The sequence below is a fragment of the Streptomyces sp. MCA2 genome (assembly GCF_023544705.1).
Classification (GTDB): Bacteria; Actinomycetota; Actinomycetes; order Streptomycetales; family Streptomycetaceae; genus Streptomyces; species Streptomyces decoyicus.
In genome coordinates this window covers 213447-233916 of record NZ_JAMJFM010000003.1, presented here as the reverse complement: position 1 = coordinate 233916, position 20470 = coordinate 213447, and the positions used below count along the sequence as shown (strand labels likewise).

General features: G+C 69.6%; 15 protein-coding genes. 5 read left to right on the top strand and 10 right to left on the bottom strand.

Going from position 1 to position 20470, the window contains the following annotated elements; all coding sequences use genetic code 11:
• Positions 1-484 precede the first annotated feature (484 nt).
• Positions 485-1600, top strand: coding sequence for a hypothetical protein (locus M8I34_RS04205; protein ID WP_250047936.1), 1116 nt, complete (start codon positions 485-487; stop codon positions 1598-1600).
• Between the two features lie 1093 nt (positions 1601-2693).
• Here M8I34_RS04205 and M8I34_RS04200 read toward each other — a convergent pair.
• A complete protein-coding gene (locus tag M8I34_RS04200; RefSeq protein ID WP_250047935.1) occupies positions 2694-3782 on the bottom strand; it encodes a glycosyltransferase in 1089 nt (362 codons plus the stop codon).
• Between the two features lie 417 nt (positions 3783-4199).
• Here M8I34_RS04200 and M8I34_RS04195 point away from each other — a divergent pair, with 417 nt between their 5' ends.
• Positions 4200-4829 carry a DUF4328 domain-containing protein gene (locus M8I34_RS04195; protein ID WP_250047934.1) on the top strand — a complete coding sequence of 210 codons (630 nt, stop codon included), beginning with the start codon at positions 4200-4202 and terminating at the stop codon, positions 4827-4829.
• Between the two features lie 213 nt (positions 4830-5042).
• On the opposite strand, the gene M8I34_RS04190 is transcribed toward M8I34_RS04195, so the two are convergent.
• The 4 genes from M8I34_RS04190 to M8I34_RS04175 form a co-directional block, all read right to left on the bottom strand.
• Entirely contained in the window at positions 5043-6248 is a 1206-nt protein-coding gene (locus M8I34_RS04190) for a S8 family peptidase (protein WP_244418133.1), read from the bottom strand.
• 468 nt (positions 6249-6716) lie between these two features.
• A complete protein-coding gene (locus M8I34_RS04185; protein WP_250047933.1) occupies positions 6717-8045 on the bottom strand; it encodes an ABC transporter substrate-binding protein in 1329 nt (442 codons plus the stop codon).
• Complete coding sequence (locus tag M8I34_RS04180) at positions 8045-9064, bottom strand: carbohydrate ABC transporter permease (protein ID WP_250047932.1); 1020 nt, start codon at positions 9062-9064, stop codon at positions 8045-8047. Before M8I34_RS04180 ends, M8I34_RS04185 begins: the two co-directional genes overlap by 1 nt.
• On the bottom strand, positions 9061-10002 hold the full coding sequence (locus tag M8I34_RS04175) for a carbohydrate ABC transporter permease (protein ID WP_250047931.1): 942 nt from the start codon (positions 10000-10002) through the stop codon (positions 9061-9063). The genes M8I34_RS04180 and M8I34_RS04175 overlap by 4 nt, the downstream gene beginning before the upstream one ends.
• 300 nt (positions 10003-10302) lie before the next feature.
• Here M8I34_RS04175 and M8I34_RS04170 point away from each other — a divergent pair, with 300 nt between their 5' ends.
• On the top strand, positions 10303-11193 hold the full coding sequence (locus M8I34_RS04170; RefSeq protein WP_244418137.1) for an aminoglycoside phosphotransferase family protein: 891 nt from the start codon (positions 10303-10305) through the stop codon (positions 11191-11193).
• 71 nt (positions 11194-11264) lie between these two features.
• Here the strand turns inward: M8I34_RS04170 and M8I34_RS04165 are convergent, their stop codons facing one another.
• Positions 11265-11984: an exonuclease domain-containing protein gene (locus tag M8I34_RS04165; protein ID WP_250047930.1), complete on the bottom strand. Its 720-nt coding sequence runs from the start codon at positions 11982-11984 to the stop codon at positions 11265-11267.
• 277 nt (positions 11985-12261) lie between these two features.
• Here M8I34_RS04165 and M8I34_RS04160 point away from each other — a divergent pair, with 277 nt between their 5' ends.
• Positions 12262-13065 carry an SDR family NAD(P)-dependent oxidoreductase gene (locus M8I34_RS04160; RefSeq protein WP_250047929.1) on the top strand — a complete coding sequence of 268 codons (804 nt, stop codon included), beginning with the start codon at positions 12262-12264 and terminating at the stop codon, positions 13063-13065.
• A gap of 115 nt (positions 13066-13180) precedes the next feature.
• Here the strand turns inward: M8I34_RS04160 and M8I34_RS04155 are convergent, their stop codons facing one another.
• From M8I34_RS04155 to M8I34_RS04145, 3 genes are all read right to left on the bottom strand, one after another.
• Entirely contained in the window at positions 13181-14425 is a 1245-nt protein-coding gene (locus tag M8I34_RS04155; protein ID WP_244418140.1) for an SAV2148 family HEPN domain-containing protein, read from the bottom strand.
• A gap of 101 nt (positions 14426-14526) precedes the next feature.
• Positions 14527-15858 carry a copper amine oxidase gene (locus M8I34_RS04150; protein WP_250047928.1) on the bottom strand — a complete coding sequence of 444 codons (1332 nt, stop codon included), beginning with the start codon at positions 15856-15858 and terminating at the stop codon, positions 14527-14529.
• 50 nt (positions 15859-15908) lie between these two features.
• A complete protein-coding gene (locus M8I34_RS04145) occupies positions 15909-16727 on the bottom strand; it encodes a Tat pathway signal sequence domain protein (protein ID WP_250047927.1) in 819 nt (272 codons plus the stop codon).
• Positions 16728-16968: 241 nt separating this feature from the next.
• Here M8I34_RS04145 and glgX point away from each other — a divergent pair, with 241 nt between their 5' ends.
• A complete protein-coding gene (gene glgX, locus M8I34_RS04140; RefSeq protein ID WP_250047926.1) occupies positions 16969-19173 on the top strand; it encodes a glycogen debranching protein GlgX in 2205 nt (734 codons plus the stop codon).
• Here glgX and M8I34_RS04135 read toward each other — a convergent pair.
• Positions 19133-20404, bottom strand: coding sequence for an MFS transporter (locus tag M8I34_RS04135; protein WP_250047925.1), 1272 nt, complete (start codon positions 20402-20404; stop codon positions 19133-19135). The genes glgX and M8I34_RS04135 overlap by 41 nt on opposite strands.
• Positions 20405-20470: the final 66 nt, after the last annotated feature.

Sequence of the window (20470 nt, the reverse complement as noted above, 5' to 3'; positions counted from 1 at the left end):
CCATGGAAGCCCTCGAGTGGCGCGAGGGGTGAGGCGTTGCCCGGATTCCGGTGCATCCGGGAAGGCATCGATGGCCTGGCTCGGGCTCCGTTATGGCGGCGTCCCCAGCGGGTCCGCATGCTGTTCCGGCAGGGGGAGCCGAGCCCGTGCTCCGGTTCCGATGAACTACGTTGATCGTGCACGGACCGACGCCGGGACGTCGCGCATGGAGGACAAAGCTGCCTGTCGGCAAAGGGAGTTCAGCGACCTCCGCCCGACAGGCGCGCCACAGACGACGCCAGTCGGGGACGACGGCCGGCAACGACTTCACCAGAATCGGAGAACAGCAATGCGGTACGAGTCGTCCGCGCAGCCCGACACGTCCGGGACACCCGCCACCGCGAGGCCGACCTCGCGTCGCCGGCTCCTGGGAGTGTCCGGCGCGGCCCTCCTCACAGCGGCGTGCGGTCCTACGGAGCGTAAGCCGTCGGGTGGTGAGGGGAGTGTGCAGCCGGACGCGAAGGGCGGCGGCGCACCCACGGGCGAGGCGCCGAACGGCGCGCTCGGGGTGAACTTCAACGAGGACCCCTCCGACATGAACTTCGCCCAGGTGAGGGCCCTTTCGGCGAAGTGGGTGCGCGGCTTCGTCCCGATGACGGACTACCTCGACATGCACGCCCCGGCCCAGCAGCGGTCCATCGCCAGGCTGCTCGACGCGAGCGGGAACGACTTCAAGACGATCCTCTCGCTGAAGTTCCCCTTCCTGACCCTCGGGCAGTCGCTTCCCAAGGTGGGCAGCAAGGAGATGGGAGCGCAGCTGAAGCGCGTGGACCGGGTGCTGCACGCGGTCATGGGGAAGATGGACATCCTCACCATCGGCAACGAGCCCTTCCTCGAGACCATGAAGGACGAGCGCGATGCGCGCCTCAATGTGTTCTACGAGCACATCGCCGAACACGTCATCGCCTACCGCAGGAAGAACTTCCCGCAGGGCTGCAAGACCCGGCTGTACATGGGGGCTCTCAACCGCCTCGACGAGAAGGAAGGGCGCACGAAGGCCACCGAGCGGTGGGTCCGCTTCGTCAACAGGAAGCCGGAGATCGAGGGCCTCGACATCCATCCCCACGTCGACTCCTTGCAGGCGGCCGGCAGGTACGTCCAGTACGTCGCGTCCCGCCTGGAAAAGAGCAAGAAGTTCCTCGCCACGGAGTTCTCCCTGGTGCGGCACTGGGAGAACCACATGCGCGACAAGATCCCGGCGGCCTATGCCGAGAAGTACAAGGTGCCCCCGAACACCCGGGTGTGGCAGGTGATCGGCAACGCGTTCGAGAAGCCCTTCCCCCAGAAGAGGTGGGACGACTTCCTCGCGATGAGTCCGTGGTTCGCATCCCACAAGGACTATCTGACGCAGCAGGTGCAGATGTTCCGGGAGACCGGGAAGCTCGCGGTGGCCACCTACGGGGTGGTGCAGATCGAATCGATGCAGACGGGCTGGGACGCTGACAAGAAGCCGTGGATCCTCAACCCCCTGTACGCGAACCGCACTGTCAGGGAGGAGAACGGAAGGGCCGGACGGACCACCGTCTGGTTCGACTCGTTCCGTGCCCTCCAGGATTCCTGAGCGACTCACCGGTGCTGCTCCCGTTCGTGCCCCACAGGCGCGTACGGGGACAGCGTGGTCGGCGATACCCATGCCGATACCGGCACGACGTCCTCGCCGCGCGAGCGGAGGCGAGCCGGTCTCCCCATCCAGGGAGTCGGTCGGCGTTGCGTCCTCTCTGCACAGGCGGAAGTGGCCGGGGCGGCCCTGAACGACACCCGCCAGGCGGCACCTTCATGCACCTGACGGGACGCTTCGAATTCTCCTCAACGACGGAGCAGGGTTCAGGCACCTGGCAATGCAAGCAGGCCGGGCACATATTTCGTTCAACCTGGCAACCTGGATGGGATCAGCGGCCCCGTCGCCTCCGCGCGTGCAGGTAAGCCGGTCGATCCGAGCGGCTTCGAAATGCTGACGGAGACTCGGAGCTCCACCAAGCTCTACCAAGTCAGCCAGAGTTCCGCACGCATGGGATGAGGATTACCCGGTATCGAGGAGGTCGTCCGGTTGACAATCCATTCGGATAGCGCTGCCAGTTCCGCGAGCCTGTTCAGGTCTGCACGCACCTTCACGGTCTGGCGCTATGGTGTTGGACACTCTCAGCTGCTCCTTCGCGCGGTCCCTGACAGTACAGACGCCGCGTGCCTGGACCTGCTCTTCGAAGATGTGAAGGCCATGCAACTGGTGACTTGCTATGAATCGATTGAGCTTCATCCGGCAGGTGAGAAGGAAGCTCAGCAGATTCTGGATACATCGGGAGTGGCCTCCGCTTGGCGGGGCCGGTATCTCGTCGTCTCCCTTCGCTCCAGAAGCGGTGCAGGGTTTGTGTTGTGCAGAAGAATCACCGCTCTGCATGGTGGAGATGACCCATTCGGACCTCAAGGAGGAATTGAGGAACGTGATGTCATGTGGAGCATTCGCCGGTAGTCGTGCGCGAGTCGGCCAATAGCCGAGCACGTTTCCTGGAGTCGGGCCGGCAGCATGGAACGCTGGTCGACAAAGCCGCAGAGGCCCCTCGGGATTGCCCCTGAGGGGCCTCTGGGTGTCTTGACAGCAGCGGTTGGCGATCACGTCAGTGGAAGGGCGCCATCGTCGGCGCCGCCGTAGCGTGTTTTCACCCGCCTGCGAGCGCCGTCCGCACCGACGCGGTATCGGCCCGTCCCTTCTCGTAGACCGTGAGGCCCCGTGCCAGGTGGAGCGGCACCAGTAGCAGTTCGACGATGAGGGCCTTCCAGGCGTAGACGAGGTTGACGGCCTTGGTCGCGTAGACGCAAGGGATGTTCAACAGCACACCTGCCAGTGGGAGTTTGCGGCGGCGGGCGGCATAGATGAGTGGTGGTGTGGTCAGCAGGAGTTCGGCTCCGGCCCACCAGAGGAAGGCGAGCGCGGGGGGTTGACCGGTTGTCGCGGTGATGACGAACGGCGTCGCCCACCACAGCGGTGCGGTCAGGATCTCCAGGAGGGCGAGGAGCACCCAGACCGCCAGCAGCGGTTTGTGCACGACCAACCGTCCGAGGTGCAGCCGGACGTTCTGGCAGAAGCCGGCCATCCAGCGCCAGACCTGTTTGCGCAGGTAGGTGAGGTCTTCCGGGTCGGCGGCGAGGGCGACCGCGTCGGAGACGTAGACGGCGCGTCTGCCGGCGATCTGCTGCGACCAGGTGTAATCCATGTCTTCGACGATGGTCCGCTCGGGGAATCCGCCGAAGGCCATCAGGTCGTCGCGCCGGAAGACGGAGCAGCAACCCGAGCAGACCATGGGGCTGTTGGCGCGGGCCTGGATGGGGCGGTGCCAGTGGAAGCCGAAGAGATACTCGGTGGAGCGTCCGCGCTCCCAGACCGTGTGGGTCCGGCGGGTGCGGACCGTGCCTGCCGCGACCGAGACATCGGGGTCGTCGAAGACGGGCACGACGGTCTCGATGTAGTCCGGCGCGAGGACGGTGTCCGCGTCGACGGCCAATACGAGGTCGGTGGTGCAGTGTGGAAGGGCGTAGTTCTGGGCCTTGGCCTTGCTGCCGAGATTGTGGGGTGGTCGCAGCACGGTGACGCCGTGTGACGCGGCCACCTCGCCCGTACGGTCCGTGGAAGCGTCGTCCACGACCAGGATCCGGTCAGGCCGGACCGTTTGACACGCGAGGGACTCCAGCGTGGCGGGCAGTCCCTCCTCCTCGTTGTGAGCAGGCACGATGACGGTGATGGTGTGCAACTCAGTCTCCCCCTGTCTTGCGGATCGCGCTGACTACGACCGTGAACAGTCCGATCACGCCGTAGAAGATGGTGCTGATGCCGATGAACGGCAGTCCTCCGTGCATGTCACCGACGGTAGGGCGAATGCGCCGTCCGCGGTTCCGGAGGATCCCTCCTGTGGATAACCCGGCGTTACGGCTTTCGCGTTGCCGGATGGCCCGGCCCGGACAGCTTGGGCGGGCGCACCCGGCCTCACCGTCCCTGTGCACAGCCCGCATTCGGGAGGGCCTTCAGAAAGTTCGGTGCATCGTGCCCAGAAGATGACATAGAGTCACCCGGTGCCCGCCCAAGTGCGGACTCTTTCCTTTTTATGGGGGTTTCACTCATGTCATCTGGCTCTGCCGGCTTACCTGCCGACATAACCGCCGGAGGCTCCGTGGTCCGGTCGCCCAACGGGCTCGCGAACGCCGTCACCGTGCTGCTCGCGCTGGTCATCGCAGTCGACGTCTTCGCCGTCTACGCCGGACTCAACATCCATGCGCTGCTGGGCAAACTGCTGTCCACGACCCGTCACGAGCTGGCGCAGGGCGATGACCTCTACGGGTTGTCCGGCACCTTGCAGCTTGTGTGCACGCTCGCCACGGCCGCGGTCTTCCTCGTCTGGTTCCACCGCGTCCGCGTGAACGCCGAGGGTTTCGCCCGGGACATGTGCACCATGAACCGGGCGTGGGCCGTCGGCGCCTGGTTCGTACCGATCGGCAATCTCTGGCTGCCGTACCGCTTCGCCAAGGAAGTCTGGGACGCCAGCGCTCAGTCCACGGCGGACGGTGCCTGGCGTGAGGTCTCACACCGACGGGTAACGGCCTGGTGGACGACGTGGATCGCGGCCTTGGCGGTCGACAGGGTCGGCGCCTCTCTCTACAAGAACGCGGAGACCCCGCAGGCGCTCCAGCAGGCCACGAGCGTCGTGATGCTGTCCGATCTGCTCGATATCGCGGCGGCTGCGCTCGGGATCCTTTTCGTGCGGAAGCTGTCCCGCATGCAGCAGGTGAACCCCGGGAGCTGAGGCGCGGGTGCCGCTGCGGGCGGCGGCACTCCCCGCACCTCGTCCGGGTGGCCTCGGTCCGGGCCGTGGCCTCGCCCCGTCGACGAGGACGCAGGGCGCCCTGGAGCCCGAGCCCTCTCGCCGCACGGTCGCGGAACGCACAACGACGCCGGCCGCCGCGCCCCGTGGGGGCGAGCGCGACGGCCGGCGTGTGGAGCTGAGGACGTGAGCTGGTTACTCGACGACCTTCAGCAGCTTGTTGGGCGTGCCCTCGCTCGGGTTGGAGATCTTGTCGGCCGTGGCGCCGGCCGTCAGGGCCTTCTCCACGTCCGCCGGCTTGGCGTCCTTGTGACCGGCCAGGTAGACGGCGGCGGCACCCACGACGTGCGGGGTCGCCATCGACGTACCGGAGATGGTCTTGGTGGCGTCGTCGCCGCTGTTCCAGTCCGAGGTGATGTCGGAGCCGGGCGCGTAAAGGTCGACCGCAGTGCCGAAGTTGGAGAAGTCGGACTGCTCGTCGTCCTTGGTGCTGGAGGCCACGGTGATGGCCTCCTTCACGCGTGCCGGGGAGCTCTGGCCCGCGTCGGAAGACTCGTTGCCCGCCGCGACACCGAAGGTGACACCGGAGTCGATGGCCTTCTTCACGGCCGTGTCCAGGGCCTCGTCCACGCCACCGCCGAGCGACATGTTGGCGACCGAGGGGCCCTTGTGGTTCTTGGTGACCCAGTCGATGCCCGCGACGACCTGCTCGGTGGTGCCGGAGCCCTCGCCGTCGAGGACCTTGACGGCGACGACCTTGGCCTTCTTGGCGACACCGTGCTTGGTACCGCCGATGGTGCCCGCGACATGCGTGCCGTGGCCGTTGTCGTCCTCGGCCTTGTCGCTCTTGTCGATGGCGTTGAAGCCGTACGACGCGCGACCGCCGAAGTCCTTGTGGCTGATGTGGATGCCGGTGTCGATGACGTAGGCGGTGACGCCCTCACCCGCGGCGTCCGGGTAGTTGTACTTCTTGTCTCCCTTGGTGTCCGCCTGGTCGATACGGTCCAGGCCCCACGACGGCGGGTTGTCCTGGGCCTCGTTGATGTGGAACTTCTTGTTCTGTACGACCTTGTCGACGGACGGGTCGGCGGCGAGCTGCCTGGCCTCTTCCGCACTCAGACCGGTCGCCGAGAAGCCGTCGATGGCGGAGCTGAAACTCCGCTTGACCTTGCCGCCGTACTTGGAGGCCAGGTCGCCGCTCTCGGCGGTACGCACCGACTTCTTCAGCATGACGATGTAGCTGCCGTTCACGGCACCCTTGGCCTCGGCTCCGTAAATCTTGCCTTCGGCGGCCGGCGACGCACCCGCGGTGACCGCGGTGACCGCGGCGATACCGGTGGCGGCGACCGCGGCGGATATCGCCGTGACGAGCCGCTTCTTGCTGGAACGCTTGTGAGCCATTGCGGAGGGTTCTCCTCGTTCGTGGTGTGGGGGGAAAGCGTTGCGCAATAGCCCGAAGAGACCGGAAGATCTCCGTCGGGCTGGCTCGAAACCCTGTCTGATTGATGAGTTCAATTCAAGGCCAGCCGGAGCGTGTGAGATAGACAACAAGCCCGCTGTAATGGGAAATGTTTCAGAAGCGGTCAAAAGGAGCCCGGAGTTGAACCGGAGGGACTCAACTCCGTTTACACAGCGGCAATGGAGAGTGTTGTCGGGGTGAAGGACGCATCAGGCCGAAGGGGAACGGCACGGCCGCAGGCACTCGTCACGTCGGTGCGCATTCCTACCCATGACGCCCTGAATCAGGGGGAGTTGGTGAGCCTTGAGGGGCGACGCGCAAGCATCGCGGCCCGTCTGCTGCCGCCAGGCGCCTTCGCCAGCCGGCTGTTGCCGGAGCCGGCCGGGACGTGATGCGTGCGCGTCGCCCCGTCAGCGCTGGTACCGGGCCAGGACCAGATTGCCGTCCTCGACGAGCCGCTTCCGCAACGTGTCCAGGCCGATCGCGCCGCTGTAGTACTCCTGGAGGCCAGGGGTGGCGATCTTGTCCTTCCACTCCGGATAACCACGGACGGACTGCGCCGGGGCGGAGCGGAGGGAACTCGCCAGGGCGGTGCCCGTCGCCCAGTCGTACCGGGCGACCCGTAGCGCCGGATCCTTCAGCGCCTCCCGGCCCGTCGGCAACAGCCAGTCCCCCAGGGCCAGCCGGACCATGTTCGGCGGGCGGAGGAGGAAGTCGATGAAGGCCATCGCTGCTTCCTTGTGCGGGCAGTCCTCGGCGATCGACAGGGTCTGCGGGCTCACCCCCTGGTCCAGCGCGGTGCCCTTGGGGGCCGGCAGCACCGTCCAGTCGAAGCCCTCGGGCGCCTGCTGGGCGATCTGCTGACGGTAGGAGAAGCCGAGCGGCACCATCGCATAGCGTCCGGCGAAGAAGCCCGGGAGGGTGTCGGAGCCGCCCATGCCCAGGGTCGTACGGGAGGCCGTGCGGTCGACGTTCACCTGGTCGTGGATGGTGCGCGGTACCCGCTGGTCGACGGCGTCGAACCGGACCTCCACCTTGCCGTCGGGGCGGCGGTGGAACATCCGGCCGCCCGTGGACAGGGCGAGGTTGAGGGTGGCCGAGACCGGTTCCTTCAGCGGCCACGCGACGCCGTACTCGCCGCCGCGGGTCAGCCGCCGCGCCACCTCCTCGAACTCCTCCCAGGTCCAGGGGTGTTCGGGGGTGGGGATGCGGACTCGGGACCGTTGCAGCTTTGCGCGGTTCGCGATCAGCATGCGCGGCTCCTGGAGGAACGGGACGCCGTAGATCTTGCCGTCGAACGTGGCGGTCTCCCAGCTCTGCCGTGGGATGTCGCGGGTGAGGCGCGGCGGCAGGAGGGTGGTGAGGTCGGCGAGGTCCCCGCCGTAGGCGAAGTCCGCGAGGTCGTCGGAGGCGTCGTGGATGATGTCCGGCGCCTCACCGCCCTCGAAGGAGGTCAGCAGCTGGTCGTGGACGGTGGGCCAGGCGCCCTGGACGTACTGCACCTGGACGTCGGGGTGCTGCCTGTTCCACTCGGCGACCAGGTGTTTGTTGACCTTGAGGGAATCCTGCTGCCAGGCCAGCGACTGGAAGCGCAGGGTGATCCGGCCGCCGTCCGTGCGCCCACGGCGGTCGTCGGAGCAGCCCGGCAGCAGGGCCGCGGCGGGCAGCGCGGCGGCGGTCGCGAGCAGACCCCGCCGGGTGAAACGGGCCGGGTGCGGGGGCGTATGGGCGTGCCGCATCAGCTCTTCACCGCCCCGGCGAGCATGCCGCCCGTGATCCGCCGCTGGATGACGGCGAAGAGGAGCAGGCTCGGGAGGGTGGCGAGCAGCGCGGCGGCGGCGAGCGGGCCGAGGTCGGCGACGCCCTCCGTCCCCAGGAAGTGGGTCAGCACGACCGGCAGGGTCTGTTTCTCCGGCGACTTCAGCAGGACCAGGGCGAAGAAGAACTCGTTCCAGGCGGTGATGAAGGAGAACAGCGCGGTGGCGACGATGCCCGGCGCGAGCAGCGGTGCGGTGACCGAGACGAGGGTACGCAGCCGGCCGGCACCGTCCACGGCCGCCGCCTCCTCCAACTCGGGTGGTACGGAACGGACATAGCCGGTCAGCATCCACAGGGCGAACGGCAGCGACCAGACCACATAGACCATGATCAAGCCGATCCGGGAGTCCACCAGATGGAGCCCCTTCAGGATCAGGAACAGCGGGATGATCACCAGGACGAGCGGGAAGGCCTGGCTGATCACGACCCAGCCGGTGGCCGCCCGCGAGAGGCGGTTGCGGTAGCGGCCCAGGACATACGCCATCGGGGTCGCCAGCACGATCGCGATCAGCGCGGAGACCGCCGCGGCCAGCAGGCTGTTGCCCGCGGCGGCCGGCAGCGGCTGCTGTGCGAAGGCCTGGTGGAAGTTCTCCAGGGTGGGCGCCTCGGGTATCCACGTGGGATGCATGCTCCCCAGTTCCCGCGGCGGCTTGAAGGCGGTGGAGATCAGCCAGAGGAAGGGAAAGGCGAGGAAGACGAGGTAGCCGAGGAGGGCGGCGTACTGGCCGGTGCGGGTGGCGGTGCGGCGCGCGGTGCCGGCGCGCCCCGCACCGCGCGGGGCGCTGCCGCGTCCCGGGGCGCCGAGGTCCTTCGTGCCGAGGCCCTTCTTCGTGCCGCCGCCCCCCTTCGTGCCGTCGCCGTCCTTCGTGCCGTAGCCGTCCGTCCCGCTTCTTTCGGTTCCGCCGATGTCCGTGCTGCCGCTGTCGTGGGTGCCGCTCACCGCTCGTCGTCCCCCTTCAGCCGGCCGGCCAGGTAGACGGCCAGCAGAACCGAGATCACCGCGACCATCGCCAGGCCCATGGTGGCGGCATAACCGAACTGCCCGTAACGGAAGGCCTCTTCATAGGCGAAGAGCATCGGCAGCCGGGTCCGGCCGCCAGGCCCGCCGTCGGTCAGCACGAAGACCAGGGCGAAGGAATTGAAATTCCAGATGAAGTTGAGCGCGGTGACGGCGAGCGCGATGGGCCTGAGGGCGGGCCAGGTGACGGTACGGAAGCGGCGCCAGGCGCCCGCGCCGTCCATGGCGGCGGCCTCGTGCAATTCGCGTGGCACGTTCTGGAGGCCGGCCAGGAGGGTGACGGTGGTCTGCGGCATCCCGGCCCACACACCGACGACGATGACCGCGGGCAGTGCGGTGGCCAGGCCGCTCAGCCAGTCCCGGCCATCGCCGGCTCCGGACAGGCCGAGGCTGCGCAGCGTCTCGTTCAGGATGCCGGCGTCCGGGTGGTAGACCAGCCGCCACATGATGCCGACGACGACCTCCGGCATCGCCCACGGAATGATCGCCAGCGCGCGGGCCAGCCAGCGCAGCCGCAGATTGAGGTTGAGCAGCAGGGCAAGACCGAGGGCGAGGACGAACTGCGGGACGGTGACCCCGAAGGCCCACACCAGTCCGATCCGGAAGGAGTCCCAGAACAGGGAGTCCTGGAACAGATCGGAGAAGTTCAGCAGCCCCACGAAGCCGGTGGCCTGGGTCCGGCCCGACTGGGCGTCGGTGAAGGCCAGTCCGATGCCGTAGAGCAGCGGCCCCGCGCTCAGTACCAGGATCGGGATCAGTGCGGGCAGCACCAGGAACCAGACGCCGTGGTCACGCCGGCGCCGGTCGGTGCGGTCCGCGGCCGATGCGGTGGACCGCCGTGGCGCGGTCGCCAGGGTCACAGCAGGGACTCCTCAGGACACGGCGCGGTCGGTCTGCCGTGGTGTGACCTGGGGCGTGTCCTTGGGATCAGGCCGGGCTCGGCCTGATCCCAACGACAGGCCCCAGCCGTTGGCACGTCTGCCATCGCTCCCCCTCTGCCCCGTCGGCGCTTCCGGCCGCCGTCATCGTCGTGACGGCGGCCACCTCAGTCAAGGTCCCGGCCGGATTCCTTGAAGGATCTCCCCACCTGGGAGGTCTCCCGGAGCCGCCGGGCGGACCTGCGACACTGGTCGCGTTCACGCACCGCAGGAGGCATCCCGATGACCGAACCGAGCCCCGCCGCCTTCACGGAGGCGCGCGCCCGGGACGTACTGGCCGCAGCCGGACGCCCCGATGCGGCAGCCGATGCCGCGCTGCTCTCGCTCGGCGAGAACGCCGTCTTCGCCCTCGGCGACCACGGGCCGGTCGTACGGGTGGGCCGCAGCGCCGAACTCCTGGAGCGGGCCGGGCGGGAACTCGGCGTGGCGCAGTGGCTGGCGGCCGAGGGCGTGCCGGCCGTACGGGCCGCGGAGCCCGTGGCCACGTTGGTCGACGGGCACCCCGTGACGTACTGGCAGCGGCTGCCGGAGGCCGTCCGCCCCGCCGGTCCGGACGATCTCGCCGCCCTGCTGAAGCTGGTCCACGCCCTGCCGGAGCCGCCGTTCACGCTGCCCCGGCGCGAACTGCTCGGCGGCGTCGAGCGCTGGCTGCGGCTGGCCGGCGACGCCGTGTCGGCGCCGGACGCGGAGTATCTGCGCGGGCGGCGGGATGCGTTCGCGGCGGCCGCCACCGCCCTGGAGCCGCATCTGCCCCGCGGTCCCATCCACGGCGATGCGCTGACCCGCAACGTTCATATCGGCCCCGACGGACCGGTGCTGGTCGACCTGGAAACCTTCTCCTCCGATCTGCGGGAACACGACCTGGTCGTGATGGCGCTGAGCCGGGACCGCTACGGCCTGTCCCCGGACGCGTACGACACCTTTGTGTCCGTCTACGGCTGGGACGTACGGGACTGGGAGGGCTGCGCCGTGCTGCGCGGGTCCCGGGAGACGGCGAGCTGCGCCTGGGTCTCCCAGCACGCGCCCGGAAACCCGGCGGCACTCAAGGAGTTCCGGCGCCGGATCGCCTCACTGCGCGACAAGGACGCGACGGTGCGGTGGTATCCCTTCTGAGCCGGTCGGGGTCGTGACAGCGCCGCAGCGCCCTGTCCCCGTCCCGCTTCCGTCCCCGCTTCCGTTACCGCTCAGGCCCTGGCCTGGTACGGGATCAGGGGCCAGGCCGGCTCGATTATCGCCTGGGGGTCGCCGGAGCGCCGCAAATACGCCTGGAACGCGGCGGCTTGTTCGGCGGCCGCCTGCTCCTGGAGGGCGTGCAGCGCACGGGGCGAGGGGATGGCGACGGCCGGGAACTTCTCCCCGATGCGCCGGGCGACCCCGGCCGCGGCCGCCGCGTCGGCGCCCGCTTCGTGCGCGCCGTCCAGCCGGACGCCGTAGTGCCCGCAGAGCGCCTGGAGCGCGCGCTTCCCCTTGCGGTAGCGGTCCACATGCTTGTCCAGGACGAGGGGGTCGATGACCGGCGCGGGTTCGTGTCCGAGGCGCTCGGTCAGCGTGCGCAGGCCGTGGCGGCGGCACTCGCGGTCCAGGAGGGAGAGGTCATAGCGGGCGTTCATCACCACCAGCGGGATGTCCGCGCGCAGGGCCTCGGCCAGCGCCTCGGCGATTTCCTCTATGGCGGTCACCGGCGAGCGGCCGTGTTCTTGGACATATGCGGTCGAAATGCCGTGAATGGCCGCAGCTTCATCGGGAATCGGCACGCCGGGGTCGAGCAGCCAGGTCAGCTTCTCGACCGCGCGGCCGTCCCCCTCCATCCGGATCAGCGCGGCCGTGACGATGCGGTCCTGCTCGACGTCCGTGCCCGTGGTCTCCAGATCGAAGCTGACCAACAGCTCCTGATGCCAGCTCATGCCGATACCTCGCTTCGCTCGGCCTCGCACTCGCTCGGCGCGCACCTTCCATCGATTCGCTCGTGACCCTCGCTCATGCCGAAACCTCGCTTCGCCCGGCCTCGCACTCGCTCGGCGCGCACCTTCCATCGATTCGCTCGCTACCCTCGCTCATGCGGCCTCCTTCGGTGGTACTTCCCCCGTTGCTCGCCCACTCTCCCACGCACCACTGACAATCGACCGGCCACCTGTCGCGGCACAGGAGCCGTGGTCCCCCGCCGCCCCTAGGCTGACCGCCATGGACCTACGGCTGGCAGGACATGGCGCGCTGGTGACGGGCAGCAGTTCGGGGATCGGCGCGACGATCGCCGAGACGCTGGCGGAGGAGGGCTGCGAGATCCTCGTCCACGGGCGTAACGCGGGGGCCGCGGCGGCCGTCGCCGAGCAGGTCGCGGCGCGCGGTGTACGGGCCGAAGTGGTGCTCGGCGATCTGACGGAGCCGGGCGTCGCCGAGCAGGTCGCTCTCACCGCACGCGACTTCGGGGCCCGCATCCTCGTCAACAACGCCGGTCCGTTCGCCGAGCAGGACTGGGAGAGCTCCGGGCCGGCCGACTGGCGGGCCGCCTTCGAGGGCAATGTGCTGCCGACGGTGCGGGTCAGCCAGACGCTGCTGCCGTCGCTGCGCGCGCACGGCTGGGGCCGGGTGATCACCATCGGCAGCCGGGCCGTGCGCACGCCGCTCCCCCATATGGCGGCGTACTCCGCGGCCAAGGCCGCCGTGGTGAACATGACCACCAGCCTGGCCCGGCACCTCGCCGGGACCGGGGTCACCGCGAACTGTGTGAGTCCAGGGGTGATCGTCACCCCGTCCATGTACCGGATGTTCGAGGAACGGGCGGCGGCGGGCGAGGACACCGGAGCCGGTCCGGAGGGCGGACCCGACGAGGCGGACATCGTCGCGGAGTACGCGCCGAACCCGAGCGGACGGCTGGGGCGCCCGGAGGACATCGCCGCCGCGGTCGCCTACCTTGCGAGCCCCCGCGCCGATTACGTCAACGGGATCGAGCTGCGGGTCGACGGCGGGATCACGGGGACGTCGTAGGAGTTTCCCTTCTCACGTCCGCCGTCCGCCGTCCGCCGCCCTCCGTCACCCGTCACCCGTCACCCGTCACCCGTCAAGGCTCCGGCAGCGGCCGGATGACGGGCGGCGCGTCCCGTCAGGACACCGGCCGCGAATCCGCCCACATGCTCTCGAATTCCTCGCGGTAGGTCTCGAAGAGGCCGTGGTCACCGGCGTCCCGGCCGTCCTGGCGGACGACCTCGCGGCCGCCGCCGCGGAGGACGAGGACGGGGGACTCCATACCGCGGCTCTTGCGGAGGTAGGGCTGGACGACGGCCACGCCGTCGGGACCGTCGCCGTCGACGAGGTAGGCGGTGAAGCGCGGGGTCTCGTCGAAGACCTGGATCTCGAAGGCACCGGGGTCGCGCAGCCGGGCGCGCACCCGTCGCATGTGGAGGATGTTCATTTCGATGGAGCGGCTCATCTCGCCCTTTTTCAGGCCGATTTCGCGCTCCCGGCGGCGGACCGCGCTGCTGGCCGGGTTGAGGAAGAGCAGGCGGACGCGGCAGCCCGATTCGGCGAGCCGGACCAGGCGGCGGCCCGAGTAGTTCTGGACCAGGAGGTTCAGCCCTATTCCGACGGCGTCGAGCCGACGGGCGTTGCCGAAGAGGTCCTCGGCGGGGAGCTGGCGCTGGAGCCGCACCCGGTCGGAGTGCACACCGACGACGTCGGCGTAGCGGTCGCCGACGAGGTCCTCCACCGCGTCGATGGGCAGCCGTCCGGAGATTCGGGTGCCGACGCCGGAGCCGAGGATGTCCAGGAGGCGGGCGGAGGCACGCTCGGCCTGGGCGAGCACCGTCTCGGACAGGGCGCGGTTGCGGGAGACGATGTTGCGGGCGACCTCGAGTTCGTCGAGGGCCAGCTCCACCTCGCGGCGGTCGTCGAAGTACGGCTCGAAGCAGGGCCAGTGCTGGACCATCAGTTCGCGGAGTTGCGGCAGCGTCAGGAAGCTGACGATGTTGTCGTCGGCGGGGTCGAGGAGGTAGCCCTTGCGGCGGCTGACCTCGCGGACGGCCACCGCGCGCTGGACCCACTCCTGTCCGGCGGGCCCGGCCGCGGCGATGACCCATTCGTCGCCGTGCACCGGCTCGTAGATGGGCCGCAGGACGGCCGCGACGACGGCCCGCAGCCGCTGCTCGACGAGATTCAGCCAGATATAGGCGCGGCCGGCCCGCCGGGCCCGCGTGCGCACCTCGCTCCAGGCGTCGGCGCCCCAGTCCAGCTCCGCCCCGATCTCCAGCGGGCGTGCCAGGGACACCGCGCCGGGCGGTGCGTCGACGGAGCCGCCCTCATGGCCCTCATGACTCTCGTCACCAGGGGGCAACTCCAGCCCGCCGCTCACCTGCCACCGCCTTCCCGAACCCCCGTGCCAACGATCAAGGCAGACTACTGCGGTGCGGGAGACGGTGCAGCAGGATGGATCGAGTCGGTTGCCAACTCCCCTTACCTATAGTGCCCGTTGTGCCCGGACAGCGCGGGTGGAGTGAGCGGATTCATAGCGGTGACATCGCGTGGGACCAGCTGGAAGCCCTGCCAGTGCACGGGCATCGGCTCCTGGTCCTCGTCCCTGGCGATGTGATGGAACCCGATGTTGACCCACGCGATGGGGTGTTTCAGCGGCTGGCCGTTGACCCAGGTGTCGACGCTCTTGCCGGCCCGGGTCCCGCAGTTGGCCAGGTTGTTGCTGGCGAACTGCTCGCATTTGTTGTAATCGGTGAAGTAGATGTCGTGTGTGGTGTAACTGCGGCCGGTGTACTTGCTGGTGGGGCCCGGGGCGATCTCGTACGAGCGCGGGTGGCCGTCCTTGTTCTTGCCGGCGGCGCTCACCACCCGCCACCAGCGCAGCGCGCCGGAATCCCCGGCCAGCTCCTTGGTGACGGGCGTACGGGTGGTGCGGATGGTGGGGGTTTGGCCGCCGGGACGGATGGTGGTGGCGGAGTCGAACTGTTCGACCTTGTTGGCGGCGCTGCCGTCCAGGCCGAAGTTGAGCCGCCAGAAGACGTTGTGGCTGTGGCTGGTGGCGTAGTCCTTGGCGCCCTTGCCGATCGGCGCGCCGCGGCCGTCACCGGCGTCGTAGTCGCCGGGTGACACGGTGCCGGTGGCACCGACCTGAAGGGTCATGGTGCCGTCGCCGGAGAACCGCCACTCGCTGATGTACTCGTACCAGCCGACCTTGTTGACGGTGTAGAGCAGCAGGTCCTTGCCCTGGAGCTGGTAGGTCTTGGCGTGCTCGCCCGGGTAGGGGCCCATCCGGTAGGCATGGCCGCGGGCGCGGGTGGTGGCGCACAGCCCGCTGACGTCGGGGTGCGCGGCGTCATAGGCGCCGGGCACCCTGACGGTCTTGATGGTGCCGCCGGGGCATTCGGCGGGGTCGAGCTTCATCAGGCCCTGGGCGAAGCCCTGGCCGGTGAGGTCGTCGTATTCGTTCCCTCCGTCGTCATAGGGAACGTGGATCTGGGCGAGTTTGGCGGTGGTGAGCACCTTGATCGGGGTGCGTTCGCCCTTGGGCTGGTAGGAGACGTCGTCCAGGACGAGGCCGGCGTTGCCTTCGTAATGCCAGCACATGCGCCAGACCGTGCCGCCGTCGAGCGTCTGGGTGATGCGGTAGGCGGCGCTGCAACGGGGAGCGGGTGCGGGTGCGGCGGCGGCTTCGGGGGCGGCCTGGGCGGACGGGCCGGTCAGCAGGGCGGTGGCGGCGAGCAGCAGGGGGGCCGCGGTGAGAACCGCGGCGCGGCGGCGCGGACGGCGGGTACCGGCGGGGCGTCTTTCGGGCATGGCAAGGGCTCCCGGGGAAGGAGTGGTGGGGGTCGGCGGTGCGGGGCGCGTCAGCCGAGGCGCGCGACGGTGCGGGCGCTGAGGTCGATCACGAAGCGGCGGGTGTCGATCCACCGGCCGTTCTTCACCTTGGTGAAGAGCCGGATACAGCGGTGCTCCCCGCAGTCGGCCAGCGCACCCGGCGCCTCGCCCTCCGCGCGGCCGCGGTAGACGAAGCCGGTGACGGAGAGCGGGTCCGGGCCGGTGAGGTCGCGCCCGGTGGCGTCGCGGTAGTCCTGGCGCAGCCCGGATCCCAGCGGGGCGGCGATCAGCAGCCTGGCCGCCTCGACGGCCTCGGCGTGGCTGGGCGGCGGCTGGACGCCGTGCTGGGTGTCCGTCGACTCCACCTTCGAGGTCGTGAGGTTGACGGTCCTGGTGAGGTAGCTGTCGCTCTTGTAGTCGTAGAAGGAGACCAGCGCGCGGCGCGGCGGGTCGGCGAGGGCGATCTCAGAGGGGGCGAGTTCGGCCAGGTCGGTGGTGAGGCGTTCGGGCCCGGGGCGTCCGGTGACGTCCGCCGCCACGCCGCGCGGCGTCCGCGGCAGCGCCAGGTCCTGGGCGCGCCGCAGCTCGTCGTCGGTGAGCGGGTCCCTGCCCTGGCCGCGCTCCCCCTGGGGGCGGGCCCCTTCGACGACGCCGGGCGGCGGCGGTGGTCCCTGGTCGCGTCCCGGTGCCGGCGCGCCGACCGCACCGGGGCGGTTCCGGCCGGCCGTTCCGTCGGCGGCGCCGGCGTCGGACGGCAAGGTGATCGCGGCCATGGCTGCGGTGCCCGTCAGCGCGATGGCGGCCCCCGCGACGACCTTGCCGAGGTGGCGGTGCATCAGATGGTGCACGGTTCCCCCCTGCTGTCACGTCCCGTGACATGCATGTCGGTCCCCCGTCCGTCCTCCAGTAGGACGACCAGTAGGACGATCCGACATCGGGACAGGTTGCTCCACCATTGAGCGGAGATCTCGCGAAAAGCCCTCTGTGTACGAGAAGTTGCGAAAAGTTGGGTAAGGATTTCGATTCGTTCCGCGGATGTGTGTCGTGGAGTCGCCGCAGCGCCCGAGAAGAAAGTGGAAGAGTCTACCCATGCAGGTCTGGCCGGGACAGATGTATCCGCTGGGTGCCACCTATGACGGGGCGGGCACCAACTTCGCGGTGTTCTCCGAAGCCGCGAAGCGCATCGAACTGTGTCTGCTGCACGACGACGGTTCGGAGACCGCCGTCGAGCTGCGCGAGAGCGACGCCAATGTGCGGCACGCGTTTCTTCCGGGGGTGATGCCGGGGCAGCGTTACGGCTTCCGGGCGCACGGTCCGTACGAACCGGAACGGGGGCAGCGCTGCAACTCGGCAAAGCTGCTGCTCGATCCGTACGCACGGGCCATGAGCGGCCGGATCGACTGGGACGAGGCCGTCTACGGCTACCACTTCGGACGCCCCGAGGTGCGCAACGACCTGGACTCGGCGCCGCACACCATGGCGTCGGTCGTGGTCAATCCGTACTTCGACTGGGGTGACGACCGTCCGCCGCGCACCGCGTACCACGAGACGGTGCTCTACGAGGCCCATGTGAAGGGCCTGACGATGCGCCATCCGGAGCTTCCCCAGGAGCTGCGCGGCACCTATGCCGCGCTGGCGCATCCGGCGATCATCGACCATCTGACCAAGCTCGGGGTGACCGCGCTGGAGCTGATGCCGGTGCATCAGTTCGTCCAGGACCACCGGCTGGTGGACGCCGGGCTGACGAACTACTGGGGCTACAACACCATCGGGTTCTTCGCCCCGCACAACGCCTATGCGTCCTGGGGCGACCGCGGGCAGCAGGTGCTGGAGTTCAAGACGGCGGTGCGGGCGCTGCACCAGGCCGGTATCGAGGTGATCCTCGATGTCGTCTACAACCACACCGCCGAAGGCAGCCATCTGGGCCCGACGCTGTCGTTCCGGGGGCTGGACAACGCGTCGTACTACCGGCTGTCGGACGACAAGCAGTACTACATGGACACCACGGGCACCGGGAATTCGCTGCTGATGCGCAGCCCGCATGTGCTCCAGCTGGTGATGGACTCGCTGCGCTACTGGGTGCAGGAGATGCGGGTGGACGGATTCCGCTTCGATCTGGCGGCGACGCTGGCCCGGCAGTTCCATGAGGTGGACCGGCTCTCGTCGTTCTTCGATCTGGTGCACCAGGACCCGGTCGTCAGCCAGGTGAAGCTGATCGCCGAGCCATGGGACGTCGGTGAGGGCGGCTACCAGGTGGGGAACTTCCCGCCGCTGTGGACCGAGTGGAACGGGAAGTACCGGGACACCGTGCGGGACCTGTGGCGGGGGGAGCCGCGCACCCTGGCGGAGTTCGGGTCCCGGCTGACGGGTTCCTCGGACCTCTACCAGGAGGACGGCCGGCGGCCGCTGGCCTCGGTGAACTTCGTGACCTGCCATGACGGCTTCACGCTGCACGATCTGGTCGCGTACAACGAGAAGCACAACGAGGCCAACGGCGAGGACAACCGGGACGGTGAGCGCTTCAACCGTTCCTGGAACTGCGGCGCCGAGGGACCGACCGACGATTCCGGGGTGCGCCGGCTGCGGGCGCGGCAGATGCGCAACTTCCTCGCCACGCTGATGCTGTCGCAGGGCGTGCCGATGCTCAGCCACGGGGACGAGTTCGGGCGCAGCCAGGACGGCAACAACAACGCGTACTGCCAGGACAACGAGCTGTCGTGGGTGCACTGGCCGGAGCGGGCTCCGGGCGGGGGCGCCGACGACCCGTATGAGTCCGACGAAGCGGAGGGGGCGCAGGAGGCGGACGAGGAAGCGGAGGCGGAGGGGGACGAGGAGCAGCTGGCGCTGCTGGCGTTCGTCCGGCAGATGGTGTGGCTGCGGCGCGACCATCCGGTGTTCCGGCGCCGGCGGTTCTTCCAGGGGCACCCGATCGAGGGCGCCCACGACGAGCTGTCCGACATCGTGTGGTTCACGGCGGGCGGCGAGGAGATGGGGCCGCGTGACTGGCAGTCGGTGCACGCCAAGTCGCTGGCGGTGTTCCTCAACGGCAGCTCGATCTCCGAGCCTGGCCCACGGGGCGAGCCGGTCACCGGCGACTCGTTCCTGCTGCTGTTCAACGCCCACGACCAGGAGAAGGAGTTCAGGGTTCCGGAGCACCTCGGCCGGCAGTGGCAGATCGTGGTGGACACCGACCGGCCGCAGGCGGTGGCGGACGGCGGCGGCGCCAAGGTCAAGGCAGGCGACCGGCTGACGCTCATCGGCCGGAGCCTGCTGGTGTTGCAGCGGCCGGCGTAGGGGCGGCGGCCCGCTGCCGGGCCGGGGCACCGAGGGCGAGACAGAGGATCAGGACGGCCGCTCCGACGGCGACGGCGAAGGCGGCGGAGGGGCCGTGCGCCTCGGCGAGCCGGCCGGCGGCGGCCAGGGCCAGCGCCTGGCCGCCGACCACCGCACTGGTGAGGAACGCCATCGATTCGGCCAGCCGGCCGGCGGGCACCAGCCGTTCGGTGAGGCCGAAGAGCGTGATCAGATGCGGCGCGAAGGCCACCCCGAGCACCACGACGACCGGATAGAGCGCCCCCAGGGACCGTACGAACAGCAGCGGTACGGACAGCACGACCAGCGCGACGGCGGCCGCCCGCCAGCGCGTCGGCAGCGTGATCCGGGCGGGCACCAGCGCCAGCGAGAGTCCGGCGACGGCGCTCATCACCCCCATCGCGGCGTAGACGAGCCCGGCCTGGGCGGGCTGGTGGAGGCGTTCGGTCAGCGCCGTGATGCCGGCCTGGCAGGCGCCGAAGATGACGCCCTGGAGCGCCATCGAGGCCCGCATGCCGTGCACCGCGCGGGGCATCCGGGCACGGGCGGGGCGGGCCGCGGGAGCTTTGGCGCGGCGGCCGTCCGCCACCCCGGCCGTCGGATGCAGCGCCGTAGCCGTCGGGTGCAGCGCGAACGCCGAGCCGCAGACCGCGAGCAGCAGGGCGGCCAGGGCGAGGGCCGCGGCCGGGTGGGCCACCGTGGCGGACAGCCCGACCAGGGCCGGGCCGAGCACGAACGACGTCTCGTCCAGGGTGCCTTCGAAGGACAGAGCGGTGTTGATCAGGCGGTCGTCGGCCCCTGCGCGATGAGCGAGCGCCACGAGCCGGGTGCGGGCCAGCGGCCCGATCTGCGGTACGGCGGCACCGGCGAACAGCCCGATCAGGGCGAGCGGCAGAGTCCCGGCCCGGGCGAGGGCGGCGGCCACCAGCGCGGCCACGGCGAACGCGTCGAACCAGCAGGCGGCCAGCACCACCGTCCGCTGCCCGTGCCGGTCGGCGAGCCGGCCGAGCAACGGCCCGCCCACCGTCTGACCCGCCGCCAGCGCGCCGCCGACCAGGCCCGCGGTGGCCAGCGAGCCGCTCGTCTGTGCCACCAGCAGCAGACTGCCGAGCTGGCACATGGCCGTGGGGAGCCTGCCGAAGAAGGAGATGACGGGCAGCACCGGCCCGCTCAAGGCCATCACCCGGCGATAGGTGGCCGTTGCAGCGATCATCGCCAGACGCTATCGGGCACCGGCCCGCACACCCCAGGCACCGGACGCACGAAGGTCCACGGCCTC

What these genes read in the sequence shown, in the direction of transcription:
- M8I34_RS04150 (WP_250047928.1), bottom strand. Translation starts at nt 15,858, where the DNA reads ATGCCCGAAAGACGCCCCGCCGGTACCCGCCGTCCGCGCCGCCGCGCC.
- M8I34_RS04160 (WP_250047929.1), top strand. Translation starts at nt 12,262, where the DNA reads ATGGACCTACGGCTGGCAGGACATGGCGCGCTGGTGACGGGCAGCAGT.
- M8I34_RS04135 (WP_250047925.1), bottom strand. Translation starts at nt 20,404, where the DNA reads ATGATCGCTGCAACGGCCACCTATCGCCGGGTGATGGCCTTGAGCGGG.
- M8I34_RS04185 (WP_250047933.1), bottom strand. Translation starts at nt 8,045, where the DNA reads ATGCGGCACGCCCATACGCCCCCGCACCCGGCCCGTTTCACCCGGCGG.
- M8I34_RS04170 (WP_244418137.1), top strand. Translation starts at nt 10,303, where the DNA reads ATGACCGAACCGAGCCCCGCCGCCTTCACGGAGGCGCGCGCCCGGGAC.
- M8I34_RS04190 (WP_244418133.1), bottom strand. Translation starts at nt 6,248, where the DNA reads ATGGCTCACAAGCGTTCCAGCAAGAAGCGGCTCGTCACGGCGATATCC.
- glgX (WP_250047926.1), top strand. Translation starts at nt 16,969, where the DNA reads ATGCAGGTCTGGCCGGGACAGATGTATCCGCTGGGTGCCACCTATGAC.
- M8I34_RS04165 (WP_250047930.1), bottom strand. Translation starts at nt 11,984, where the DNA reads ATGAGCTGGCATCAGGAGCTGTTGGTCAGCTTCGATCTGGAGACCACG.